The organism is Pseudoalteromonas sp. ABE4_541 (assembly GCF_056312285.1).
This window is the reverse complement of sequence record NZ_JBSVEM010000001.1, coordinates 125,135-145,683: the sequence shown is the minus strand read 5'-3', so window position 1 is coordinate 145,683 and position 20,549 is coordinate 125,135. Positions and strand designations below refer to the sequence as shown.

18 protein-coding genes are annotated in these 20,549 nt (G+C 42.4%); 6 read left to right on the top strand and 12 right to left on the bottom strand.

The features are described from left to right. Positions 1–67: 67 nt before the first annotated feature. On the top strand, positions 68–334 hold the full coding sequence (locus ACW689_RS00685; RefSeq protein ID WP_476287573.1) for a hypothetical protein: 267 nt from the start codon (positions 68–70) through the stop codon (positions 332–334). 190 nt (positions 335–524) lie between these two features. Here ACW689_RS00685 and ACW689_RS00680 read toward each other — a convergent pair whose 3' ends face one another. After that, positions 525–1,130 carry a peroxiredoxin C gene (locus tag ACW689_RS00680; protein WP_476287571.1) on the bottom strand — a complete coding sequence of 202 codons (606 nt, stop codon included), beginning with the start codon at positions 1,128–1,130 and terminating at the stop codon, positions 525–527. Positions 1,131–1,492: 362 nt separating this feature from the next. Beyond that, on the bottom strand, positions 1,493–2,206 hold the full coding sequence (gene fadR / locus ACW689_RS00675; protein ID WP_476287569.1) for a fatty acid metabolism transcriptional regulator FadR: 714 nt from the start codon (positions 2,204–2,206) through the stop codon (positions 1,493–1,495). A 181-nt stretch (positions 2,207–2,387) separates the two neighbouring features. Between fadR and dsbB the strand changes: the two genes are divergently transcribed. Continuing rightward, positions 2,388–2,903: a disulfide bond formation protein DsbB gene (gene dsbB / locus ACW689_RS00670; RefSeq protein WP_476287567.1), complete on the top strand. Its 516-nt coding sequence runs from the start codon at positions 2,388–2,390 to the stop codon at positions 2,901–2,903. Continuing rightward, positions 2,900–3,220 carry a DUF6170 family protein gene (locus ACW689_RS00665; RefSeq protein WP_476287565.1) on the top strand — a complete coding sequence of 107 codons (321 nt, stop codon included), beginning with the start codon at positions 2,900–2,902 and terminating at the stop codon, positions 3,218–3,220. The genes dsbB and ACW689_RS00665 overlap by 4 nt, the downstream gene beginning before the upstream one ends. Positions 3,221–3,236: 16 nt before the next feature. Here ACW689_RS00665 and ACW689_RS00660 read toward each other — a convergent pair whose 3' ends face one another. Further along, positions 3,237–3,545, bottom strand: a complete 309-nt coding sequence (locus ACW689_RS00660) for a ComEA family DNA-binding protein (RefSeq protein ID WP_476287563.1) — start codon at positions 3,543–3,545, stop codon at positions 3,237–3,239. Between the two features lie 242 nt (positions 3,546–3,787). Between ACW689_RS00660 and ACW689_RS00655 the strand changes: the two genes are divergently transcribed. Further along, positions 3,788–4,090, top strand: coding sequence for a YebG family protein (locus ACW689_RS00655; RefSeq protein ID WP_476287561.1), 303 nt, complete (start codon positions 3,788–3,790; stop codon positions 4,088–4,090). Positions 4,091–4,297: 207 nt separating this feature from the next. On the opposite strand, the gene ACW689_RS00650 is transcribed toward ACW689_RS00655, so the two are convergent. From ACW689_RS00650 to ACW689_RS00635, 4 genes are all read right to left on the bottom strand, one after another. Continuing rightward, complete coding sequence (locus ACW689_RS00650; protein ID WP_476287559.1) at positions 4,298–5,488, bottom strand: amino acid aminotransferase; 1,191 nt, start codon at positions 5,486–5,488, stop codon at positions 4,298–4,300. A 128-nt stretch (positions 5,489–5,616) separates the two neighbouring features. Then, positions 5,617–6,282: a GAF domain-containing protein gene (locus ACW689_RS00645; RefSeq protein WP_476287557.1), complete on the bottom strand. Its 666-nt coding sequence runs from the start codon at positions 6,280–6,282 to the stop codon at positions 5,617–5,619. Between the two features lie 68 nt (positions 6,283–6,350). Beyond that, on the bottom strand, positions 6,351–7,997 hold the full coding sequence (locus tag ACW689_RS00640; RefSeq protein WP_476287555.1) for a SpoIIE family protein phosphatase: 1,647 nt from the start codon (positions 7,995–7,997) through the stop codon (positions 6,351–6,353). 29 nt (positions 7,998–8,026) lie between these two features. Continuing rightward, positions 8,027–8,332, bottom strand: coding sequence for an STAS domain-containing protein (locus ACW689_RS00635; RefSeq protein WP_476287552.1), 306 nt, complete (start codon positions 8,330–8,332; stop codon positions 8,027–8,029). Positions 8,333–8,528: 196 nt separating this feature from the next. Here ACW689_RS00635 and ACW689_RS00630 point away from each other — a divergent pair, with 196 nt between their 5' ends. Further along, on the top strand, positions 8,529–8,858 hold the full coding sequence (locus ACW689_RS00630) for an SUI1 family translation initiation factor (protein WP_476287550.1): 330 nt from the start codon (positions 8,529–8,531) through the stop codon (positions 8,856–8,858). Positions 8,859–8,940: 82 nt separating this feature from the next. Here the strand turns inward: ACW689_RS00630 and ACW689_RS00625 are convergent, their stop codons facing one another. From ACW689_RS00625 to ACW689_RS00605, 5 genes are all read right to left on the bottom strand, one after another. Then, complete coding sequence (locus ACW689_RS00625; RefSeq protein WP_476287548.1) at positions 8,941–9,837, bottom strand: NAD-dependent epimerase/dehydratase family protein; 897 nt, start codon at positions 9,835–9,837, stop codon at positions 8,941–8,943. Between the two features lie 74 nt (positions 9,838–9,911). After that, a complete protein-coding gene (locus ACW689_RS00620) occupies positions 9,912–14,888 on the bottom strand; it encodes a FimV/HubP family polar landmark protein (protein ID WP_476287546.1) in 4,977 nt (1,658 codons plus the stop codon). Positions 14,889–15,154: 266 nt separating this feature from the next. Next, a complete protein-coding gene (locus tag ACW689_RS00615; protein ID WP_476287544.1) occupies positions 15,155–16,171 on the bottom strand; it encodes an aspartate-semialdehyde dehydrogenase in 1,017 nt (338 codons plus the stop codon). Beyond that, positions 16,155–17,306, bottom strand: coding sequence for a 4-phosphoerythronate dehydrogenase (locus tag ACW689_RS00610; protein WP_476287542.1), 1,152 nt, complete (start codon positions 17,304–17,306; stop codon positions 16,155–16,157). Before ACW689_RS00610 ends, ACW689_RS00615 begins: the two co-directional genes overlap by 17 nt. A 93-nt stretch (positions 17,307–17,399) precedes the next feature. Next, complete coding sequence (locus tag ACW689_RS00605; protein ID WP_476287540.1) at positions 17,400–17,699, bottom strand: DUF6419 family natural product biosynthesis protein; 300 nt, start codon at positions 17,697–17,699, stop codon at positions 17,400–17,402. A 260-nt stretch (positions 17,700–17,959) separates the two neighbouring features. Here ACW689_RS00605 and fadE point away from each other — a divergent pair, with 260 nt between their 5' ends. Continuing rightward, positions 17,960–20,413 (top strand): acyl-CoA dehydrogenase FadE, encoded by a 2,454-nt coding sequence (gene fadE / locus ACW689_RS00600; protein ID WP_476287538.1) that lies wholly within the window; start codon positions 17,960–17,962, stop codon positions 20,411–20,413. The last annotated feature ends 136 nt before the right edge of the window (positions 20,414–20,549 follow it).

Below are 20,549 nucleotides of genomic sequence, written 5' to 3'. Positions count from 1 at the left end.
ATTTTTTCATAACATGGCACAACCTTTGTAATAGTTAATGCGACTAATACATTAAAGGAGCAAGATTATGAAAACTTTTACTAAATTAACAGCTATCGCATTGCTTTGTGGTACAAGCATTTCCGCTAATGCAAACGACTTAACAACCGATGTTACCGCTGAGCTATCAGATGTGATCAGCACAGCTATTAGCAACAGTATCAATAACAGCATTGAAGAGTTGAAAGTAACTACTTTCGAGTCTGTAACTTCATCTTTAAACACCGCTTTTGAGCAACCTGAAAACGAAAAAACGGCAGCTACAACTCAAGAGGCGCCTAATCATGGGGAATGAGCTAATGTTACTGGGCTTACTTGCACTGCCTGTAGTTAGCACTTTCGCTGCATATATGGGTATAGAAATTCTGCGTCATGTGGGACAGCGACTAAGCATGGGGTAAAAATATGGTTGGGATAAACTTTAAAGAAACGAGCAGGCAAATAAAAACCCGCCTAGCGGCGGGTTTAAACGAAAAACGTAGCGATTATAGTGCGCCTTCGTTCTCAGATAGGAACTTAGCAACACCTTCAGGGCTTGCATCCATACCTGCTTTACCTTCAGTCCAACCAGCTGGACATACTTCACCGTGCTCGCTGTGGAACGCTAATGCATCAACCATGCGAAGCATTTCATCGATGTTACGGCCTAAAGGAAGATCGTTAACTACTTGGTGACGTACGTTACCTTCTTCGTCGATTAGGAAAGAACCACGGAAAGCAACACCAGCTTCTGGGTGCTCAACATCGTATGCTTGGCAGATTTCGTGTTTAACGTCTGCAATTAATGCATATTTAACTGGACCGATACCACCTTCATTTACCGGTGTGTTACGCCATGCATTGTGCGAAAATTGAGAATCGATTGAAACACCAATCACTTCAACACCGCGCTTTTGGAACTCTTCAAAACGCTTATCAAAAGCGATTAGTTCAGAAGGACAAACAAAAGTGAAGTCTAGTGGGTAAAAGAAGATAACTGCTTTTTTACCTTTGATGTTTTCATGTAGATTGTAGCTATCTACGATTTCGCCATTACCTAGTACCGCTGCTGCTGTAAAGTCTGGTGCCTGACGGCCAACTAATACACCCATTGTTTTCTCCAAATAGTTAGGTTTTTTGTCCAATTTAATTTAGCACATCAATGTGTACTAACACTGTATCTTATTATTGAGGCAGTATGTGAAAAAACAAGCCTCTGCAAAAATTGGCATCAGTTTATGCTGCTCATCGTCAAAATAACAATCGAATAAAGCGATAACCATCATCAATTTTTTTGATTGCTGTTTTTTAATACCAATTTTCTTAACTAAGTAGTCTATTTTGAGGCTGGAGAACCTTGTTACTATCAGGTTTAGCCTCCAGAATGATCAAGTGTTATTGCAGATAGGTATAATTCAAAGATTTATGCAAAAAAAAGCGCCCCGAGTTCGGAGCGTCTTAATCCTAAGAATACTTAATCCATTATATTTTCTGGCATTTCACCACGCAATTGTTGCCAGATTTCACCCGTTTTGTGACCATATTTACGCATCAACGAAATCGCTCCATCGTGGTTTTTATCTTGCGCGAGCACCGTCAAATCTTTATAAAACTGTCTTGCAAGTTCACGGGTACGTGGGTCTGAGAAGTAGTGCCCACCAATTTTTGAGTACAGGCCTTTGAAACCATTCAAAACTAGCACGTAGATGCGGTTGTTACCGGCAATAGCGAGCTTGTGGTGAACTCGGTAGTCATATTCAGCAAAAGCCTCTGCCGAGTCTTCTAGTTCATCACTCTTAGATAGAATATCAATCACATCTTCAGGATTAAATTTAATCGCGGCACGGGTATAAATTGCACTAATGTTAGTGCGAGCAGACAACAACTGATCCGTTAACTCTGGCATTTTATCTTCATCTAAACGCGCCAAAGTCTCTAGAATGTTCAACCCTGAAGTTTCCCAAAAGTTGTTTACACGAGTGGGCTTACCATGCTGTATGGTTAACCACCCATCACGGGCGAGACGCTGCAAAACTTCTCGTAATGTGGTGCGAGTAACGCCAATCAACTCCGACAACTCTCGCTCAGCAGGTAAAATAGAACCCGGCGGAAATTCCCCATTCCAAATAGATTCAACAATATACTCCTCAGCAAATCCTGCTGGGCTTTTGGCTTTGAAAATTCTCATTTAGCACCACTTTTTTGAAATACGTGACCGTACCGTTGTAATCCACTGATTGTACCAGATGATTTTCAACTAACAAGCAAAGAAGCTTATCGAGTATATCCTGAAGTCAATCGAGATTAGTTGCAGGCATAACAAGTTATGACTCATAATAGCCTCAAAAAGATAATCCTTTGGAGCGGATATGAACTGGCTAGGTACTCTGCCTTTATCAAAAAAAGCATGGGCGCTTTTGGCACTAAGTGCTGCAATATTTGAAATTACTGCATTGTTTTTCCAGTATGCAATGGGCCTTGAGCCATGCATTATGTGTATTTACCAACGCACTGCCATGTTGGGGCTATTTGCTGCCGGTGTGATCGGTTTAATTAATCCTCAAAGCACACCATTTAGGTGGCTAGGCTATGCGATATGGGGAGTTAGCAGCATTTGGGGCTGGTTAATTGCCCGTGAGCATATCGATATGCAAACAACCACCGACCCATTTGCGTTTACCTGCGATATTGTACCTAATTTTCCTTCATTTATGCCCTTACATGAATGGTTCCCTGCTTTTTTTGCAGCGACAGGTGACTGCGGTAATATCGATTGGTCGTTCTTGTCATTGAGTATGCCTGGTTGGATGGAGATCATTTTCGGATTTTATAGTCTGAGCTTTGTCGCCATCTTTGGCTGTAGCTTACTGGTAAAAAACAAATGATTTTACGTCTCAGTCAACTCAAATTACTTGATGGTTATAAGCTGAGAGACAAACAGCGTATATTGTCAAATGCATTAGAAATGCTACCAGTTACTCAAAAAGTCATGCTTCGCATTGCCAAACTATCGGTACTGATACCTTTTTTTATCGCGCTGGCATATGTTGAAGGTTGGGTGCTTCTGCCTGTCTTATTGTTGGCGGGCTTGAGCTACCCTTTGCTTACTAGTCCAATTGAAATTTTATTCTCAAAGTCAACCATTGAGCAGGCTGAAAAACAGTTTAATTCTAGAGAACAGCATATAAATGGGCCCGAATAAGGGCCCCTCCTTGCTTTTAAAAGCGGATCCTCCCAGCTAATTTAGCAGCCATCCTAGGGCCAATTCCCTTGACTTGTTGTAGCGATTCAATGTTTTCAAATCGACCATTCAACTGGCGATAATCAATGATTGCTTGTGCTTTTGTCTGTCCAATACCTGGCAAGCTGGTTAACTCATCTACCGATGCATTATTTATATCCACCAACTCTACCGAGGGTGATGCTGCAACTTCTTCAGTATCGATGGGTGGAGTTTGAGCAAGTACGGTTGGATAGTGCCCAAACGCTAGAACAAGCGTCACAATAAGAATAATTGATTGAATCATAGTAGTTCCTTACTAGTTAATGTCCATATACGCCTTCAAAAAATCAGCTTCGTGAAAGCTCTTTAAATAAAGATAAGTAGTCCCTCTTTGTCAAGCTCATCAATCATTACTTATCATGTAATTTTTTAATAACATGACTATGCTAAATATTGATTTACGCGCTTAACAAGTGCCAATTAAAACTTGCATAAATCGGCGCAAACTATTACTGTATAAAAAAACAGTGTTTAGCAGGAGTGATCATGGCTGTTGTTGTTAAGTATGTGGTAGAAAGAAATGGAGTCGAGCGCATGACCTTTACCAGTAAAAAAGAGGCTGATGCATACGACAAAATGTTAGATGTTGCAGAATCTTTGGAACAAATGCTTACCAAGGTAGACGTACCGTTAAGCGAGCAACAAGTTGAGTCTTTAGCGCTTGAAATTGCCAAGCAAAAAGATCAGTTCCTTGCCGTGTTAAAGGGTGGAAAACCTGAGCCTGTGAAAAAACCCAAAGCGGTTAATAAACCGCAAGCGGAAAACGTCACGCCACTCAAAGAAGCTTAGTCTTTTTATAGAAAGTGACTAATCACAAAACTTTTGCCTTACCTGCATATAGATGTAGATTTCTTGGCAATTGCAAGACGAGGTAGCCGCGCTACCGACAAAGTTTTCTTGCCTCAAAATAGACCTCTTAGTTAGGCGAATTCGCGTTAAAGATAAAATCAAGGCGTAAAAAAACCCGCTCATGCGGGTTTTTATGTGACTGAAATTTTATTTCAAAACGTCAGCAACGGCATTTGAGAAGTAATCGATGTTCGCTTGACTAATACCGGCTACGTTTACACGACTCGAACCCACGATGTAAATCGCATACTCTTTTTGTAAACGCTCGATTTGATCTTTATTAATACCCAAGAACGAGAACATACCATTTTGACGATCAATGAAAGAGAAGTCTTGCGCAACACCTTTAGCCGCTAAACTGTCTTTAATTAAAGTACGTAAACCATTAATTCGGCTACGCATTTCATCAAGCTCTTCGTGCCACATTTGCGTTAATTCATTGCTGCTCAAGATTGTATTAACAATGTCTGCACCGTGCGCTGGCGGCATTGAGTAAATACTGCGCACAACGCTTAACAATACCGAGTTTGACACATCTGCAGTTGCTACATCTTTAGCAATCAACGAACATGCACCAATGCGTTCACGGTATAGACCAAAGTTTTTAGAGCATGAAGAACAAATGATCATCTCATCTACTGCATCAGCAACCATGCGAAGGCCTTTTGCATCTTCATCAAGACTTGTTCCAAAACCTTGGTAAGCGATATCAATTAATGGTGTAAAACCTACCTCTTTCGCGAGTTCAGCAACCACTTTCCATTGTTGCTCGTCTAAGTCCATACCGCTTGGGTTGTGACAACACGCATGAAGAAGCACAACATCGCCTTTTGGTACTTGCTTCAATGTATCGATCATTTCGTCAAACAAAAGCCCTTTATTTTCATAGTCGTAATAAGGGTATTCTTTAACGTTCAAGCCTGCAGCTTCGAACAAGCTAATGTGGTTTGCCCAAGTTGGTGTTGTAACCCATACTGTTGCATTTGCGTTACAACGCTTAATAAACTCCGCAGCTACGCGCAGTGCCCCAGTCCCGCCAGGCGTTTGTGCTGTACGCACTCGGTTTGCTAACAGCGCGTTGTGCTCACCAAGTAACAGAGACTCCATTTTGTGACAAAAATCTAAATTACCCGCTAGACCAATATAAGACTTTGTCTTTTCATTTTCTAAACGAAATGCCTCAGCCTGCTTTACCGCACGCAGTACTGGTGTATCGCCCTGCTCGTCTTTATAAACACCAACACCTAAGTCAATTTTGTTTGGGTTAGTATCTTGCTTATAAGCTGCCATCAAGCCAAGAATTGGATCTGTTGGTAACGGTTTTAGTTCACTGAACATGGTTTATCTCTTTATTATATTTAAGCCGACACCGAATAAGACACAGCACTAGATGTCTATACGATGCCAAGCAATAGGGGTTAAAACTGAACTCATCTTAACATAAATATGTGTTAAAACGAGCGATATCACTCAGGCAGATACTGAGGAATTTTAATACATACAGCGATTAGTAAAGCCAATACTTCAGGCGTAAAAAAATCTTTGCTAAATGCTTCAGCATCAATGATACCTATGCAGTTGTTCTCACTGTCGAACAATGGTAGGCAAGTCTCAGCCCGTACTTTAGGATCACACGTATAATACTCTCCCCCGGCTTCAACATAAGCTCGAACATCATTGATCACACGGGCATGATGGCTCATAACAACTTGTACGTTGTTGCTAGTTGCTGCGAACTGTTCATTAACAGGGAAAAGCGGCCTGCTCGGAGCACCAACATAGGCAAGCTTCAAAAGTTGGGGGCCTTCTGGTGTCACTCTTGTTTGGTATATACCAAACCAATCAACTCGAGTGAGACGACTGACAAATTCAACAATAGTTTGTAATTTAGCTAAACATACTTCTGTATTTTCACTTTTATCGATGATTGATGAAAGCTCAAATGGCTCATCTTGAAGGTGCCCAAATAAGCTACACGCACCACCTTCACCCAATTCAGGAATAAGATAAGACCAAACAGCCTGTGTACTATTGCTCTCATCATTTAAAAATACATCTAGCTCTGATAATGCCCTGTCTATCAATTTAGGTTCTATTGATAACTGCGCGAGATCAAGATAAGAATAAACCATCTAGCCATCCAAACTTCCAAAATTAAAAATAGAGACTAACATGGTGCGTGATTGTTGCAAATAAAAAATCAACGAAGCGCATAGATTATTTTTACTTCATTACCTTTCTCGTTGAATTGAATGTCTGTAGCGATTTCACTGAGCAGCCTAAGACCTCTACCATGCTCTAACTGCAAATTATCTTCTTGCTTCGATTTGGGCCGGAAACCTTTACCAGAGTCTTGTATCGTAAAAATTAATCGAGCTTCAAGCGGGGCATATTGCACATGTATAACAATCAAGGCTTGCTCTAAGGTACTCAACACTTCTTCACGCAGCTGATAAAACTCTAAAAAGCCATCTTCTTTATTTTTGATATCAGAATCAAGACCCAATACGCCATGGTCGACTGCATTGTTATAAGCCTCAGACAAAAGTAAGAAAATATTAGAACGATGCTCACTAACTCCTTTAATTCTGCTCAGTACATCTACTAATTCCAAGATTGGATCCGCACCCACAATATTAGTCTCATCCACTTTTGCACTCAATTCAAACGGAACATGAGAGTACTCAATAGGCTGTGTAGATTTAACTTTACTTGGCACACAATTTAAAATGGCAACACTCAAGTCATCTTGCTGGGCGCTATGTTCAGAAAACTTCTGGGTATGACTAACAACTAACTCTGTCGAAATGTTGGGCACAGAAGATAACAAAGCTTTTAATCTATCTTCACCAAACATATCGCCTTGCTTATTTTCAGTCTCAATAATGCCGTCAGTCGCCATGAAGAGCCTTCGGCTTGCATCAACTTCTAAGTGTAAGGTTGTTCGTTCAAACTCATCCTGTTCTAAGATCCCTAAGGCCATATGCTGTGACTCCAACGTCTCAATAATATTGCCTTGTTGATCGAGTAAATAGAGGTCAGGTAACCCACCTAACCAAGCAGATAAACTTTTTCCCGATTCACTCAATTCCACAATCGCAGCAGCACAAAACATATTACTCGGTAATAAAGTACTCAGTACCCCATTAAGTTCATACGCAATATCATTAACCGCCATTCCCTTATTGACCATAGCGTAGAAAATACGAGATGCGGGAAGCGCACCAACAGCAGCAGCGAGCCCGTGTCCGGTAAAGTCACCGAGCAAGCAATAAAATCCCCCCATCGGGCTTTTTGCCATTAAGAACATATCCCCGTTAAACATTGAAGCTGGAGACAGGTGATAATCGCAATAGCGGCTATATTCAGGTGATTGACTTAACGCGTTACTAAAAATGTGCTCTACAATTTCATGCTCGCGCTCAATTTGGTTGTAATGGTACTCAAGCTGCTTTTTTTGTTGATTTGCTTCTTGGCTTAGCCTTCTCGTTCGCGCATGCGCGCGTATTTTGGCGGAAAGGATCACTTTGTCGAATGGTTTATGGATAAAATCGTCACCACCCACTTCCAAACAACGTTCAAAGCTATTGTGGTCTTCAAGCGTTGTAATGAAAATAACGGGTAAATACACATCACCAGCAAGTTCTTTAATTTTTGGCGCAGCAGTAAAACCATCCATTACAGGCATAATAACGTCAAGTAGTACAATATCAATTTCACTCGACTTTAATACTTCCAGCGCCTGCGCACCATTATTTGCAACCGATACATCATAGTTTTGTTGCTCAAGCATTGTTTTGAGCAAAATGCAGTTCAAGGGTTGATCGTCTACAACCAGTACTCGCACAGTATGTCTCTCTAAACGCTAAATATGGCTTAATCGATATCGAACTTTTTATCAAAGCGCGAAATTTGAAGAATTTTCTTCAACTGAGGACGACAATTACTTATTTGAATAGTATCTATAGTTTCGGACAATGTTTTTTTCATATTTAACAACATACCTAGTGCTGAACTGTCCATATAGTCAGTTTCACGCAGATCCACAACCACTTTCTCTGTTCCTGAGCCTATGTCAGCGTAGGCCTGACGAAACGATTGCACTAAATTGAAGTCGAACTTACCACGGATTTGTATCGTTAAAACTTTTCCATCTGCAGACGAACTCTTGCTCAAACTCATGTTAAGCTCCTAATATGGTTTGAATTTGTTATATAGCACTGCTTTAAATATAATCGCTATACAAAGATTAGCAAAAATAAAACGCACAAAAGTTCAAACGATACGCTCTCTATTCATTGATCTGTGTATCATTACTGCATTATTAAAAATAGATGGTATGATCCGCATATGCTAAATACCCTCTATGAGATTAAACATGTCAGACAGTCGCTTAGTTTATTCAACTGATCTTGGAAGAATTGATACTAAAGAACTTAAAGAAGAAGCCCAAGTCAAAACATTTAAAGATGGCTTTGTTAGAATAGAAAGACAAACTAAAGGCCGCAAAGGCAAAGGTGTGATGCTTGTTGTTGGTATTGACCCCAAAGAGCATGACTTGAAAAAGTTAGCTAAAACACTAAAAAGTAAAATGGGCCAAGGCGGCGCTTTAAAGGATGGTGTTATCGAGATACAGGGCGATGACCGTGAAAAGCTCAAACAGATTTTAGAAACGCTGAAATTTAAAGTGAAAATTGCAGGTGGATAAGCTGTAATAAATAACCGAACTTAGTTGTCAGATATGGTTTGTAAGCGTGCTTTTATCTGACAGTACTAAATCAAGCATGAAGTTACGAGACTAAATCAGCTTTTCGCTCTATAACAGGTAAAACTTCTGCCAGCTCTTTGTCTAGCATATCTAATACGCTTTCAAATCCATATTTCGGCCTCCAACCCAAGGCTTCCTGTGCAGCGGAAGAGTCATATATACGATCTAGACGTTTCGGGAGCTCCCATCCTCTTAGCTCAAACTCTTGAGCCAACTTGTGACATTTTCGCCTAATTACTACATCGGCCTCACTAAATAAGCTTTCTTGATCAGAGCGATGGAAAGGGGTTGCTGCTGATATAATAAATCGATTAAAACCATCTAGACGCTTGGTCACAGCGCATAAATGTGCATTAGCAACATCTCGAGCATCAACCCCCCGGGTAAGCCGATAAACCGCCATTAAATCACCAGCTTCAGGAAAACATCGGGACATTTGCAAGACTGTAACGGGTAGCGAATACTGCTGTGATATTTCGTGAAGCTTATGTTCAGCCAATATTTTACTTCTGTGATAAACGGATTTCGGTTGTGGTTCTACTTGCTCTGTTATCCAGCCAGCCATTCCATTTGGTGTAGAAGCATGACCATAGAGTGCTGTGGTGCTCGTAAATATAAAGTGTTTAATGCCATTTTTTATGGCCTGTAATGCCAATCGCTCTGTTGCTTCTACATTAATACTCTGAAACTCATGCTCGCCAAACAGCCCCACATGAGGGGCATGCAACGCCGCAGTGTGGACAACGGCATCCACCCCCTGCAAAGCTTTGTTTATTACATTGATATTTCGAATATCAGCGACAAAATCGACCGTGGAACAAGGTGTTGTATCAACACCAACTACATCATGTATGTTCATTAACTTGATGTAAATAGCGCGGCCAACCCGACCAGCTGAACCCGTTATTAATATTCTCACACTTACACCCAAACACAATATAGCTTGAAAGCACAGGGGGTTGAGAACCACCTATTCAGCATACAGCTAATCCCTTACGCTTCAAGTTTACTTTTCAGGGCAACCGCTTCGTGCTGAACGCTCTCAGGACCATTGCTAACAATATCCTCGATCACGCGATTGGCCGCATCATAGTCTTCGATTTCAATATAAGCTCTTGCAAGATCGAGTTTAGCTGAATAACCATCCTCTTCGAGGTCAACGTCTGTCGGGTTTTCACCTGCCAGTAAATTTTCAAACTCGTCAAGTCCCACATCCATATTTGCATCAACATATGGCTCATCGTCAGGCTCTAGCTCTTCGCTTTGTGCAAGCAAATCATCGATTTCAACGAACTGTTCATCCTCAACGTCCGCTTCACCTAAATCTTCATCTGCGACGCTAACATCTTCATCTTGTAATAATGCGTTAAAGTCAACATCAACTTCATCTAGATCGCCAACTTCAATAGGGTCAGGTTCAGCCAATTCGTTAAGCAAAGAGTCAAAATCAGTCTGAGTGAGATCCGACATAAAGTCGTCTTCTATGGCATTTTCATCAATTGCTAAATCAGCGTCACCTTCTTCTTCACTGAGATCATCTATTTCGCTCAGGAACCCTTCTGGTGTTTGCTCTTCCTCATCAAACTCAAACTCTGGCAAAGAATCCAGCTCTGCGTTTTCAACCTCTTCACTATCAAGCTTTTCTTCATCTAGCGACTCTTCCGCTGGTTCGTCTGATTGCTCTGACAACTCTTCGGTTTGCAATTCACTAGGCTCTGATAATTGTGGTTCATCGAGATCTGCTGCTTCTTGTGTAAGCGCATCATTTAATAGGTCATCTAGCTCATCGCCAAGTTCACCCATTGATTCTGCAGCGGCTTGCTCATCAAACTCTGGCTGTGAGCCTAAATCATCCATCGACTCTGCAGCGGCTTGCTCATCGAACTCTGGTAGTGACTCCAAATCAACAGACTCTTGCGCGGTCGGCGTTTCTTCTGCAAGCGGTTGATCCTGTAAGTCTTCTAAGTCATCGCCTAACTCATCCATCGACTCTGCAGCAGCTTGCTCATCGAACTCTGGTAGTGACTCCAAATCAACAGACCCTTGCGCGGTCGGCGTTTCTTCTGCAAGCGGTTCATCCTGTAAGTCTTCTAGGTCAGCGCCTAACTCATCCATCGACTCTGCAGCGGCTTGCTCATCGAACTCTGGCAGTGACTCTAAATCAACGGACTCTTGCTCGGTCGGCGTTTCTTCTGTTAGCGATTCACCCTGTAAGTCTTCTAGGTCCTCGTCTAACTCATCCATCGATTCTGCGGTAGTTTGCTCATCTAACTCGGCAAGCGATTCCAAAGCAATATCGTCTGTATCTTTATCAGCTACATCTTCGATGGTACCGTTCATTTCATCAAGTGATGACTGAACGGATTGCTCATCAAACGAAGATAGCGCATCTTCTATTTCCAATTCATCATCAATGTCCAGCTCATCTTCTAATGCAAAGTCATCAATGTCGCCTTCTAACTCATCATGCGTAAGCCCATTTGACATTGCATCAGTCAAACTTTGCTCAGTTTGACTGACTGCTGGCTCTTCAAGCTCAAGTTCAGGGTAACTATCTAGCTCCTCGCTCTGTTCGATAAAGTCTTCGAGTTCTTCATGCTCTTCATCTTCAGACAAGTCGATTTCATCTGCCAGTGGGTCATCGCCAAGCGCTATTTCTTCGCCCTGTGTGGCCTGTTCATCCCACTCACTGAGTTCTTCATCATCAAGCTCACTTAACAAATCATCAACACTCTGTAGTGTTTTTTCCTGCTGTTCTTCAAAACTGGCTTTCGGTAATTCGTTCTCAAATTCATCATCACCAAGGTCAACATCAAACTGACGTTCATCCATCATTGGCGTTGAGGTATCCTTCGACTCGTTCTGCTCCTGCTCGGAAAGTGCATCTTCACTTTCTTCTGACAAGGTGTCATCGCCCTGTGAAACGTCATCTTCAAGGCTATCAAGCATGCCTTCAATTTCATCAACCACATTGTCCGAATCAGAGTTTTCATCTGGAGCATCGAGTAAGTCTTCAGCGTCTAGATCATCAGCTACATTCTCGGCTTCATCCAGCTCAGGCTCGGCCGCGATGACTTCTTCTGGCTCGTCGAGTAAGTCTTCAGCGTCTAGGTCATCTGCTAAGTTCTCGGCTTCATCCGTCTCTGGTTCGGCCGCGAGAACTTCTTCTGGCTCGTCGAGTAAGCCTTCAGCGTCTAGGTCATCTGCTACGTTCTCAGCTTCATCCGCCTCTGGTTCGGCCGCGAGGACATCTTCATGCTCGTCGAGTAAGTCTTCTGCGTCTAGATCATCTGCTACATTCTCAGCTTCATCCGGCTCTGGTTCGGCCGCGAGGACTTCTTCTGGCTCGTCGAGTAAGTCTTCAGCGTCTAGCTCATCTGCTACGTTCTCGGCTTCATCCAGCTCAGGCTCGGCCGCGATGACTTCTTCTGGCTCGTCGAGTAAGTCTTCAGTGTCTAGCTCATCTGCTACATTCTCAGTCGCATCCGGCTCTGGTTCGGCCGCGAGGACATCTTCAGGCTCGTCGAGTAAGTCTTCAGCGTCTAGCTCATCTGCTAAGTTCTCGGCTTCATCCTGCTCTGGTTCGGCCGCGAGAACTTCTTCTGGCTCGTCGAGTAAGTCTTCAGTGTCTAGGTCATCTGCTAAGTTCTCGGCTTCATCCAGCTCTGGTTCGGCCGCGAGAACTTCTTCTGGCTCGTCGAGTAAGTCTTCGGCGTCTAGGTCATCTGCTAAGTTCTCGGTTTCATCCTGCTCTGGTTCGGCCGCGAGGACTTCTTCTGGCTCGTCGAGTAAGTCTTCAGCGTCTAGGTCATCTGCTAAGTTCTCGGCTTCATCCGGCTCTGGTTCGGCCGCGATGACTTCTTCTGGCTCGTCGAGTAAGTCTTCAGCGTCAAGGTCATCTGCTAAGTTCTCAGCCGCATCCGGCTCTGGCTCGGCCGCGAGGACTTCTTCTGGCTCGTCGAGTAAGTTTTCGACGTCTAGGTCATCTCCTAGAGCTTCAGTTTCATCTAGCAGATCATCTAAATCATCACTAGATAATTCTACTGACCCATCAATATCTGCGGCTAACTCTTGCTCCGAAGACTCATCTAGCAAATCGTCCAAATCATCACTAGATAATTCTACTGTTCCATCAATATCTGCGGCTAACTCTTGCTCCGAAGACTCATCTAGCAAATCGTCCAAATCATCGCTAGATAATTCTACTGACCCATCAACATCTGCGGCTAACTCTTGCTCCGAAGACTCATCTAGAAGATCATCAATATCGAAATCATCGCCAGATATATCAACCTGTCCCTCTGAATCATTAGCTTCCGTACCTTCTTCGTTAGACTGCTCTAACAAATCATCTATATCAAAATCTTCATCTACTTGTGCAGATTCAGCATTTGTAGATGAATTATCTTGTGTTTCGTCCAGTAAGTCATCGATATCAAAATCATCTGAAGATTCATCGTCGCTAGTCTGTGACTCTTCGACAATGTCCGGCGCTAAATCAGCTTGTGATTCATCAAGTAGAGCATCTATGTCAAAGTCATCGTCACCAGAGTCATCACTGGCTTCGTCTAATAGCCCGTCTATATCAATGTCATCTTGCTGCTCGTCCGCCAACTCTTCACTTAATGTTGCCAGCGCATCATCACTAATATCTAACTCGTTATCCGCCTCATCCGGTGAAGCGCCCAACATTTCATCAATATCGTCATTGCTCAGTAAATCATCGCTGCCGTCATCTTCATCCAGTGAAATATCATCACCTGCATCTTCGTTCTGACCATCAAAACTTTGTTGTAAGAAATCATCTAAATCTTCTGGAATATCTGAGTCTTCAGTTTCATCATCAAAGACGATATCCTCGTTTAATAAACTATCTAATTCATCCTGATCGAGCTCGCTACTGCCTTCTTCAAACGTGTCGTCATCCAATGAATCAAACATGATGTCATCATCTTCGGGCAGTATGTCATCATCTAACTGTACACTGTCTTCAATGGGCGGTTCGGCAGGTGCCGACTGCATGCCTAAATCGAGAGGATCTGTGGCTGCGGCAGCTGCCGCAGCAGGAGCTTGCGGTAAGAAATCATCTTCATCGTTGGAAGGCGTATCCTTCTCTTGTTTTCGCTTTTTGAGGAAGAAGATAGCACCACCCACAGCCAATAGGGCTGGAAGCGTGGCTAATAAAATCAGCACTAATGGGTTGCTGAGCGCTGAACTAAGGTCAAAGGCGCTCTCTTGTTTTTGCTTTTCTTGCTCCTGGCGTGCAATTAATGCATTTTGCAAATTGATCATCGACTGAAGCTGTTGCTGAATTTCGCTGTCTTTGCCCAGTTGCTCTCTAACCGTTTGCAGTTCTTCAGAAATAGTACCCAGTTGCTTTTTAAGCTTGTCGTTCTCTACTAAAATTTCTTCAACATTTTTGACAGAACTACGGAATTGTGACTGCAGCTCCATAAGCCGAGAGTCTTGTTCAATTTGGATTGATTTAAGCTGATTGGTTAAAGACTCTTTTGCCTGCTCAACATCAATTTTTCGTGCCTGGGTAACTTTTTTCTGTGCTTCTTCAATTGTTTGATTGTCGAGTAAACCGTTTTTCTTCATTTCCCACAGAGCATCATCCTGATCTGAACGCTGTTTTGCCAATGTCGGATTTTCTTTGCGGATCTCGCCCATTGTTGGAATTTTTAAATAGGCACCATCACGCATATGATTAAGATTTTTATCTAGGAATGCTTGAGGGTTTTTGTGGTAAAGCGCGCTCATTACCTGATAAATGGTAACCGACTCGTCAGGTCTTACTTTTTGGGCAATACGCCATAAGGTATCTGATGACTTAATTGGCCCTATCGATCTCCCTTGCAGCCCGTAATCAACTCCTTTTGGCCCTTTTATTTGAGGCTCTTCAAGACTGTTAACAGGTAAAGTGATCAATGTAGAGACAAAGATACAAAAAACGACAAAACCGCGCATGTTGGTCCTTTCAGTACTATGTTCAACATTATTTTTTGCTAAACATCAAAATGTTGCTAATGATTGCTACTGCAAGCTCTATTCCAAGTTCAAACTATAAACCAGATAACGTCGAATATCCATTGCAACGCTTTGAAAATTAACATGCTTATAATAAATTAAAGGCAGAGTAAGGCACAGGGGTAAGTAAAGGCATGCCAAACCATTGGCAGTTTTACATTTATAGAGGCAAAATGCTGCCGCATTGCAGCACTTTGCTATTTCTGTTACAGATAGTTTTCGATAAGTTCTTCGGCAATTTGAACGCTATTCGTGGCTGCGCCCTTTCGCGTATTATCCGAGACAATCCAAAGGTTTAAACCTAATGGATGGGAAATATCTTGGCGTAAACGACCTACATAAACTGTATCGTTACCACTTGCGTCACTCACAGGCGTTGGATAATCATGCTCATCTTCTATCAGTTCAACACCTGGCGCTTCAGCCAGTAGTTGCTTGATATGTTCAATATCATAAGGCATACGTGTTTCTAAATGAACCGCTTCAGCATGACCAAAAAATACTGGAACACGCACTGCTGTAGGATTAACCATTACGCTACTATCGCCCAAAATTTTATGGGTTTCCCATACCATTTTCATTTCTTCTTTGGTGTACCCGTTATCTTGGAATGCATCTATTTGCGGGATCACATTAAATGCCATTTGCTTAGGAAATACTTGGTTATCCATCGGGCGTGCATTCATTAAATTTGCAGTTTGCTTAGCCAACTCGTCCACAGCTTCTTTCCCTGCGCCAGAGACAGCTTGGTACGTAGATACATTTATCCTATCAATGCCATACGCATCATAAATTGGCTTTAATGCAACCAACATTTGGATAGTCGAACAATTTGGGTTGGCAATAATGTTGCGATTTCTAAAATCTGCAAGACTCTCTTTGTTCACTTCTGGAACAACCAGAGGCACATCAAATTCATACCTAAATTGTGAGGTATTATCAATCACTACACACCCTGCTTCAGCAGCAATTGGCGCATACTTTTCTGACACACTACCACCTGCAGAAAACAAACTAATATGTGCTTGACTGAAATCGAACTTTTCAACATCGATTACTTCAATTTTTTCACCACGAAAGTCAATTTCTTCGCCCGCACTGCGACTACTCGCAAGAGCGAAAAGCTGATCCACTGGAAACTTGCGTTCTGCCAAAGTTTCAATAATTTGTCGGCCAACTAAACCCGTTGCGCCCAACACAGCCACATTAAATTTTTGCGACATTACTTGCCTCATTCTTTTCAATTACATTAAATCCTAGCTTCGCCAGTAACTCACCATGCTGACTCAAGTTTTCAACACTTAAGGTATTGAACTCTCGTCTTGGTGGGTAGGTTTTGCGTAAACTGTCAAAGCCATGGCTTTGCAAGTTAGCACGCATAAGCCCATCATCTCGGCGAATATCGTAAACTAAATGCACTAGACGACCTAAATCTTGCTCAACCAACGTGCTTTCAGTTTTACATTTAGTCAACGCAGGTACGGGTAAAAAATCTTCTAGTTTTTTAGTAGTTGCTATACCTAAACGCTGGCATAAGCCCTCGTAAAGCATTTGCGTGCCTCGGGCTTTACCCTCTTGGGTATGTCCTGCGATGTGCACACTTGCGAAGCGAGCAAAATCTAAAAGTTCAGTGCAAATATTGGGTTCGTTTTCCCACACATCGAGTACTAACTCCAACTGTTGACCGTTCTTTAATGCGCTTAGTAATGCTTTATTATCTATTACATCCCCACGACTTGCATTAATAACAAGCGCCCCTTTTTTCAACAAAGTTAACTTATCTGAATTGAGTAAGTGGTGTGTTTTATATGGGCCGTCTTTTATTAACGGAACATGAAATGTCACTATGTCTGCACTCGATAGCAATTCATCAATCTGCACATGCTCATCCAAGGAGCCTTTTTCGTACCGAATTGGATCACATAACAGTAGTTTTAATCCGATGCTGGCCAGTTTTTCACGTAAACACTGGCCAATATTACCCACGCCAACAATGCCCAATGTCTTGCCTACTAAGCTAGTATCCGTTTCCTGTGCATAGGCATAAAGCGCGCTGATAACATACTCAGCAACAGCAATAGCATTACACCCAGGAGCATTAGCAAAGCCAATGTTTCGTTGTTCAAGTAACGGCTTATCAACATGATCGATACCAATCGTCGCAGTGCCGATGAATTGAAGCTTGTTAGCATGTGCTAACATTTCTTCATTTATTTTTGTCACTGAGCGGATCAGTAACACATCTATATCGTTAAGTGACGATGCCTGTAAGTTGCGCCCATCAAAACGCCTCACTTCACCTAATTCAGAAAAAAACTCTTCTACTAAAGGCATATTTTGATCTGCGAGGATCTTCATTTAACATTCCAAACTTTTCACGGGACCGATATTGTATACCTAAGCTAGGTCAGAATGCGAGTTTGCCTAGCAATTAGACTTTATGAACACGCCCTAGTGGCGCTTTTTCATTTTTTGCACCCCAACTCCAATGCACACAAACATCACTAGCAAAAGAAGTAATACCGTGAGTGTTGCCGTTTTTTGCTCTGGCAGTACCAACAGCGGGCTCATAACGACAGCAAATACATTGAAAAATGCCAAAGCTAAGGCGGTTTGAACTTGCGCGTGATAGCCATACCAAGCACTTATCAAACAGCAAAAAAGATTGAAAAATACAGCTGGTGTATAAATATTGACTGACATCCATGTGGCTAACAATGAGATAGACATAACAACAATTGAACTAATCATTCAAGGCTCCTTCCTTAAAATGCGGTCCCAGTAAAAACATAGACCCTGGCGTGCAAATCTCCAACATTATGTTTGGTTAAAATTGCGACTGGCAATTAGCCGCTACAATCCCGCTTTTTAGTAAAATACGCACCTCTCGTATGAGTACGCTAAATTACGCATAGTTAACTAAAGTAAATGAATCGTTTTTTCTCTTGAAATGATCGCCTTATGGAGCTAGTCTAGCCTAGGTGGTCAGACCTCTTATAAGGAAGAACAACATGACTCTCATATTCACTCTTGCTCTGATAGCACTACTTAGCATCGCTTGCTATCACAGAGCTAGCTGGAACACCTCAGTTGGTGTTGCAGCAGCAACCTTACTTGTGGGCACCTTATTTGGCGCCTTCGGTGCATTGTCTTGGCTAATTTTCTTAGCCGTTACTGTGCCTTTATCTCTTACTAATATCCGTCAGCAGTACATTGTTGCGCCGTTATTTAAAGCATTTAAAAAAGTAACGCCAACCATGTCGGAAACCGAAAAGTCAGCAATTGATGCTGGTACTACTTGGTGGGAAGCAGACCTATTTTGCGGTAACCCTGACTGGAAAAAGTTACATCAATTTCCACAGTCTCGTTTAACAATTGAAGAACAAGCGTTTTTAGACGGTCCAGTGGAAACTGTATGTGCCATGCTTGATGATTGGAAAGCAACGCATGAGCTAACAGACTTACCTCAAGATGTATGGCAATACTTAAAAGACAATAAGTTCTTTGCCATGATCATTAAAAAACAATACGGTGGACTTGAGTTTTCTGCTTATGCTCAGTCATGTGTATTACAAAAGCTAACAAGTAAATCAACCTTGCTTTCTTCAATCGTAGGCGTACCTAACTCATTAGGTCCAGGCGAATTACTTCAGCACTATGGTACTCAAGAGCAAAAAGATCACTATTTACCACGCTTAGCAAAAGGTGATGAGATCCCTTGCTTTGCATTAACCTCTCCAGAAGCAGGTTCAGATGCATCAGCTATCCCTGATTTTGGTATCGTCTGTAAAGGTGAATGGGAAGGCCAAGAAACTCTAGGTATTCGTTTAACTTGGAATAAGCGATATATCACTTTAGCACCAGTTGCGACGGTACTTGGTTTAGCATTCAAACTACGTGACCCTGATGGATTGCTTGGTGATAACAAAGAGCCTGGGATCACCTGTGCGCTTATCCCAACAAACACCCCTGGAGTAAAAATTGGTCGTCGCCACTTCCCTCTTAACGTGCCATTCCAAAATGGACCGACACAAGGGGAAGACATTTTCGTACCAATTGATTACATCATCGGCGGCCCGAAAATGGCAGGTCAAGGCTGGCGTATGCTTGTTGAGTGCTTGTCAGTTGGACGCGTTATCACACTACCTTCAAACTCTACAGGTGGTATTAAATCATTGGCGCTTGCCAGTGGTGCATACAGCCGTATCCGCCGCCAGTTCAAGTTACCTATTGGTAAAATGGAAGGTATCGAAGAGTCATTAGCTAAGCTGGGTGGTTACGCCTACAGCACAGACGCCGCTGTGAGCATGTCTACAGGTGCCGTTGACATGGGTGAAAAGCCATCTGTTGTCTCCGCTATTCTGAAGTATCACTTAACCGAGCAAATGCGCGCGTCTACGATGCATGCAATGGATATTCATGGCGGTAAAGGTATTTGTTTAGGCCCTAACAACTATCTAGGTCGTGGTTACCAAGGCGCACCAATTGCAATTACGGTTGAAGGTGCAAACATCCTGACACGTAATATGATTATTTATGGTCAAGGTGCGATCCGCTGTCACCCATTCGTGCTGTCTGAACTCAATGCGGTCAGTATGGAAGACAAGCAAGCTGCACTAGAGAGCTTCGATAAATCGTTAATGGGCCACGTTGGCTTCACGATTTCTAACCTTGTTAGAACTAAGTGGTTGGCACTAACTGGTGCACGCTTTACTAAAGTACCTTACAACGATGAAACGGCTGAGTTCTACAGAAATGCAAGCCGTTATAGTGCGTCTCTTGCATTAATGTCTGACATTTGTATGGCAGTATTTGGTGGTTCACTCAAACGTAAAGAGCGTATCTCAGCCCGTTTAGGTGACTTGCTAAGCTACCTATATTTAGTGTCTGCAACGCTTAAGCGCTACAACGATGAAGGTCGTAAAAAAGAAGACCTACCGTTTGTACAGTGGAGCTGTCAAGAACACTTGTATTTGTGCCAACGAGCACTGGCAGATTTGATCAACAATATGCCTTCTGCAGCTCTCAGAGGTTTGCTTAAAGTAGTATTGTTCCCGTTCGGCCGTCCTGTACGTAAGCCTACCGATGAGCTTGAGCACAAACTTGCACACTTACTACAAACGCCAAATGAGTCGCGTGAGCGCTTGGCTGCACACATTTACCTAAAAGATGAACCATTAAATATCTTAGGTAAACAAGAACAAACGTTGCGTGATATTCTTGAAGTTGAGCCTTTATTTGACAAAGTATGCCGTGCAAAAGGTGAAAAGCTACCATTCTTGCAACTAGACAAAGTTGCAGCTATGGGCCTTGAGGCTGGTATCTTAAATGAAGATGAAGCAGCTAAGCTCAGCGCTGTAGAAGCGAAGCGCCTAGCAGTTATAAACGTTGATGATTTTGACCCTAGTGAACTCACTGCGGGTCAAGCTGTTAAGCCAAAAGCGAAAGGTGCAAGCGCAGCATAACGACTTTAAGTTCATAAAATGAGTCAAAGCCAGCGGTCTTCGCTGGCTTTTTTGATCTTATCCCCCGCAATAACACTTACTTATTTTTGAGGGGTTAAACCTAACGCTAGCTGCTTTAAAAATTTCTTATTTACAA

Excerpts from the sequence above, each read along its gene's own strand:
- ACW689_RS00610 (WP_476287542.1), bottom strand. The coding sequence starts at position 17,306 with ATGAAGATCCTCGCAGATCAAAATATGCCTTTAGTAGAAGAGTTTTTT.
- ACW689_RS00645 (WP_476287557.1), bottom strand. The coding sequence starts at position 6,282 with ATGGTTTATTCTTATCTTGATCTCGCGCAGTTATCAATAGAACCTAAA.
- ACW689_RS00685 (WP_476287573.1), top strand. The coding sequence starts at position 68 with ATGAAAACTTTTACTAAATTAACAGCTATCGCATTGCTTTGTGGTACA.
- fadE (WP_476287538.1), top strand. The coding sequence starts at position 17,960 with ATGACTCTCATATTCACTCTTGCTCTGATAGCACTACTTAGCATCGCT.
- ACW689_RS00650 (WP_476287559.1), bottom strand. The coding sequence starts at position 5,488 with ATGTTCAGTGAACTAAAACCGTTACCAACAGATCCAATTCTTGGCTTG.
- ACW689_RS00680 (WP_476287571.1), bottom strand. The coding sequence starts at position 1,130 with ATGGGTGTATTAGTTGGCCGTCAGGCACCAGACTTTACAGCAGCAGCG.
- fadR (WP_476287569.1), bottom strand. The coding sequence starts at position 2,206 with ATGAGAATTTTCAAAGCCAAAAGCCCAGCAGGATTTGCTGAGGAGTAT.
- ACW689_RS00660 (WP_476287563.1), bottom strand. The coding sequence starts at position 3,545 with ATGATTCAATCAATTATTCTTATTGTGACGCTTGTTCTAGCGTTTGGG.
- ACW689_RS00620 (WP_476287546.1), bottom strand. The coding sequence starts at position 14,888 with ATGCGCGGTTTTGTCGTTTTTTGTATCTTTGTCTCTACATTGATCACT.
- ACW689_RS00630 (WP_476287550.1), top strand. The coding sequence starts at position 8,529 with ATGTCAGACAGTCGCTTAGTTTATTCAACTGATCTTGGAAGAATTGAT.
- ACW689_RS00635 (WP_476287552.1), bottom strand. The coding sequence starts at position 8,332 with ATGAGTTTGAGCAAGAGTTCGTCTGCAGATGGAAAAGTTTTAACGATA.
- ACW689_RS00665 (WP_476287565.1), top strand. The coding sequence starts at position 2,900 with ATGATTTTACGTCTCAGTCAACTCAAATTACTTGATGGTTATAAGCTG.
- dsbB (WP_476287567.1), top strand. The coding sequence starts at position 2,388 with ATGAACTGGCTAGGTACTCTGCCTTTATCAAAAAAAGCATGGGCGCTT.
- ACW689_RS00615 (WP_476287544.1), bottom strand. The coding sequence starts at position 16,171 with ATGTCGCAAAAATTTAATGTGGCTGTGTTGGGCGCAACGGGTTTAGTT.
- ACW689_RS00605 (WP_476287540.1), bottom strand. The coding sequence starts at position 17,699 with ATGATTAGTTCAATTGTTGTTATGTCTATCTCATTGTTAGCCACATGG.
- ACW689_RS00655 (WP_476287561.1), top strand. The coding sequence starts at position 3,788 with ATGGCTGTTGTTGTTAAGTATGTGGTAGAAAGAAATGGAGTCGAGCGC.